The sequence below is a fragment of the Stenotrophomonas sp. 05L44_2 genome (assembly GCF_056665995.1).
In genome coordinates this window covers 1-3,890 of sequence record NZ_JBFTNR010000404.1, presented here as the reverse complement: position 1 = coordinate 3,890, position 3,890 = coordinate 1, and the positions used below count along the sequence as shown (strand labels likewise).

Annotated in this window: 2 protein-coding genes and 1 pseudogene; 1 reads left to right on the top strand and 2 read right to left on the bottom strand. The window is 58.9% G+C overall.

What is annotated here, in order from left to right:
* Positions 1–1,516: DUF6531 domain-containing protein (locus tag AC1VAN_RS14430; RefSeq protein WP_480986048.1), on the bottom strand; the 1,516-nt coding region annotated here is incomplete at its 3' end.
* 144 nt (positions 1,517–1,660) lie between these two features.
* Positions 1,661–2,515 (bottom strand): annotated as a pseudogene (locus tag AC1VAN_RS14425) (PA0069 family radical SAM protein); the annotation flags it as partial.
* A gap of 293 nt (positions 2,516–2,808) precedes the next feature.
* On the opposite strand from AC1VAN_RS14425, the gene AC1VAN_RS14420 reads away from it, so the two are divergent.
* Positions 2,809–3,174, top strand: a complete 366-nt coding sequence (locus tag AC1VAN_RS14420) for a hypothetical protein (protein ID WP_442251415.1) — start codon at positions 2,809–2,811, stop codon at positions 3,172–3,174.
* Positions 3,175–3,890 lie beyond the last annotated feature (716 nt).

The following is a 3,890-nucleotide window of genomic DNA, read 5'->3' as shown; positions in this document are numbered from 1 at the left end:
TGGTATCCCACTCCTGCAACGTCGTACGTTCGACCGAGCTGCCGACAGCTTCCACACGCTTCAACAAGTAACCTTGAGCGCTATAGTCGAAGTCGGTCAGATTGTCCTGGAAGTCATGGACCAGATCCGGGTATCCATTGGCGTCATAGCTCTGCTCCTTGTAACTGGCGGGGCAGTTCGGCGACGGATCACCCTTGGTCGATACCATCTTTCCGTCCTTGAACGTGTAAGTGGTGCTACGGCCAAGAGGGTTGATCACAGTGACATCAATATCGACGGGCCGCGTAAGGCTCGGCGCAGCGGCAGCCGTCATACCGAGAGCGCGCTCCATCGGCAGCGAGCCAACAGGCAGTGAGCGCGGCTGATAGCAGATGCGTGAACCGCCAGGGCGCTGTTCGCACCATCCACGCTCTTCATCGGCGCGGACACCCCCGGGTCGAGTCGGAGCGGGGGGCGGCAGCACCGGTTCGGTGCTGCGTACGGCGTAACTGAAGCGGAACCGTTCAATGCCACCATTGTGCTCCGTGCTGATGGCGCGCCGCTCCGCGTCGTACGCAAAAGTGGAATAGCGCACGCCATCAAAGGACTTGCCGGTCAGGGCACCCGGGAAGCGGGCATCTTCGTAGTGGTAGCTGATCGTCGTTGCTGGTGTGCCTGGCAGCGACGTGCTGGCGAGCCGGCCACGTCCGTTCCCGAACACGTTGGGGGTATAGGTGTAGCGATAGATGTTGCCGGCCGGATCGGTCACCTGGCTAACCTGTCCATTGGCCCAACCAAAGCTGACGCTACGTCCCGAGGAGTGGGTCACCTTCTGCAGGTAGCGGTCAGCATAGGAGAACGTCCAGCTCACGCCCTGCTCATTGCTGAGGCGGGTGATATAGCCCTCCGCGTTGTAGGTCTCCGTGCCGTTGTTTTCGTTTCGAAGCGCAAACGTGCCATCGCCGTTAGCGGAGAGATACGCGATGGGCTGGGCCTTGTCCTCATACCAGCGACCGCTGGCCGGATCCTTGAGGTACTTGATGCGGCGACCGTCGGGCCGTTGCACCCACGCCAGCTGATTTGCATCGGTGAATGCGAGTGAATAGTCAAAGTTGCTCAGCCAGTGATTGCCGAACAGTCCGGTTGCGCTCCWGTAGTGATTGTAGTTGCGCTGCAGAAACAGGCCCATTTCACCCTGACTGGCGAAATCAAGTTCTGGTTCAACCTTGTTGCCGCTGTAAAGCACGACGGGATTGCCCTTACGGCCATTGCAGTCCTTCTCCTTGTCATCGGTCGGCTGCTCCTTCGCGGTTTCGGTCGGAAATGAACCGCCGCCCCCGCCCATGCCGCCATCGAAGCCGCCTTGCATGCCTCCATCGATCGACCACCACAGGGGGTATTCAAAGTCCTCGACGGGCGGCTTGACCGTGATCCGCTCCAAGTCCGTCGGCGGCGTCTTGGCGCCGGCACCGAACAAGGACAAGGGGGTGAGAAGCAAAGCAAGGCACAGCGACATACGTGTCTTCAGGAGCGTCATGCTCTTCCATTTCCGTGGTAATCGTTGCAGGCTAGACAACGTGTGAACCGTTAACAATGGGTTCATTTTCACTGAGTGTAACGGTTCTTTCACGTGTTGCAATTGGCCTCAACGCGGCGTCATATCCATACGCCCCGTAACTTCCTAGAACAACGACCCCTGCAGCGAATCCTCGTGCGGCGGCAGCGGGCGTAGGAACCGGCTGCAATCCAGCTTCGGCCAATGGCTGTTCTGCGCGTTGAAGCCCAGGCGTTTGCGCGCCAGCTTGAAGCGATTGCTTAGCAGCTCTGCGTAAACACCCTGGCCGCGCATGCGCGTGCCGAACTGACTGTCGTAATCCTTGCCGCCGCGCAGCTGCTGGATGGTGCTCATCACATGCGCGGCGCGATCGGGATGATGGGTGTCCAGCCAATCGCGGAACAGCGGTGCCACTTCCAGCGGCAGGCGCAGCAGCACGTAGCCTGCAGTGCTGGCGCCGGCGTCGTGCGCGGCTTCCAGCACGGCTTCCAGTTCGCTGTCGTTGATCCACGGAATCACCGGCGCAACCATCACGCCCACCGGAATGCCCGTCTCGTGCAGACGCTTCATCGCACGCAGCCGCGCATGGGGCGCCGAGGCGCGCGGCTCCAGCTTCGCCGACAGATGCGGATCCAGCGATGTCACCGAGAAATGCACGCTGACCAGGTTCTCCGCCGCCAGTGGTGAGAGCAGATCGATGTCGCGCTCGACCAGCGCATTCTTGGTGATCAGCGAGAACGGATGCTTCGTCTCCAGCATCACTTCGATCAGCTGGCGGGTCAGCTTGAACTTGCGTTCAATCGGCTGGTACGCGTCGGTGTTGATGCCCAGCGCGATCGGTTGCGGCACGTAGCCCGGCTTCGACAGTTCCTTGCGCAGCAGCTGTGGCGCGTTGGTCTTGGCAAACAGCTTGGTCTCGAAGTCCAGGCCAGGCGACAGGTTCAGATAGGCATGCGAAGGGCGGGCGAAGCAGTAGGAGCAGCAACACTATATGTGTTTGAGGGGAAGTGTTCAGCGCAACCCCTATCGAACTGGTGCTCTGTCAAGGCTAACGCGGCTCAGGATAGAAATTCCCCCCTAGCCCATGGCGATGAAGGGGAGGTTAGCGTTCCGACTAATGCGGCGAGGACTCAGGGGCACTGTATTGGCGCCGTTGAGCGCCCGACGGCCCGTGAGTGGCCGGGCTAAAACATCGTTTGGTCAGCGTACGCTTCCGGCCAAAAGCGGACACTGCCAAACGCCTGAACTAAGCCGAGCCATCAGGCGGCTTCGGCTTGGAATCGTTAGATGCCGTCACCTGTTCCCTCCGTGACGGCCGCTTTGAGGAGGGGCTTGAGCAGGTTCGCAAAGGTGATCAACGCCGCAAGGGTACTGACGAGCACTTACTTCGGCGCGCAGCTTGGTGGGAACAGGATCGGTTGGACCTCATTTGCAGCATTGAGCGCATGTTTCATTGTCATTGGCTCAATGTAGGTATCAACTATCTGTTGGGTAATGCGGAAATCTCCCCACTCATGCGCGCATTGATTGCGCAGCTTGTTGAGAAGGCGAGTATCAATGAATTGTTAGACATCAGTGCAAAGCACATGTGCCTTATAGATGGCATGCTGCCTTTCAGCGCCTGCTGCAAAGTGAGGTAGTTCAGCCAACAAGCGATCCACGAGAGGTGCCGGTTCTGGTAGAGGCCGAAACCCAATACCCTCCCACGCCCGCATGCTTGAAGGTGCCATAGCCTGAAGCTGGAACTCCAATGAAGTGAGGTTTGCGAAGTATGGCTCTGGCAGATAGCTACGAGGTATGGATACGTAGCTCGCCCCACAGTGCTTACGAATAAAGGCGTTTCTCAGCTTCTTTGCTGCGTCCGCATCTGTGGCGGACTGCTCGCGAGCGGCAGCTGGGTGATCAAGCTTCTTGCAGTAACGCCACATACGGCCGGTGCAATACGCTTGCGTGAACTTGTGGCTGCGACCTTCGCTGCCAGTGGCGTGCTTGCTGTAAATCCTGGTGCGGAATCCCTCGGTGGCTTTTGGTGTGCTACCGATGTACCGGATTTGTCGTTCATGGTCCCAAAGAGCGTAGATACCGAACTCTTCTGGGAGGTCTGCGAGATTGATTGGCACGGATCGTGTCAGTCTTTCAAAGATACTTCGGCTGTCCACCATCTCCCCCTGCTGCCTAACTACCTTGTAGCCGGATCCCTGAGTCCGGTTACACGACTTATCCACATACCACCATATGGTGGGCTATCCCCGCTGACAGCGGCTCGATCTTAGGGCTGCTGGGTCCGGCTGACAAGCCGAGGCATAGCCGGACCCAGCAAGCAGACCAGGCCGCATTTCAAGAGCAGTGGACAAGC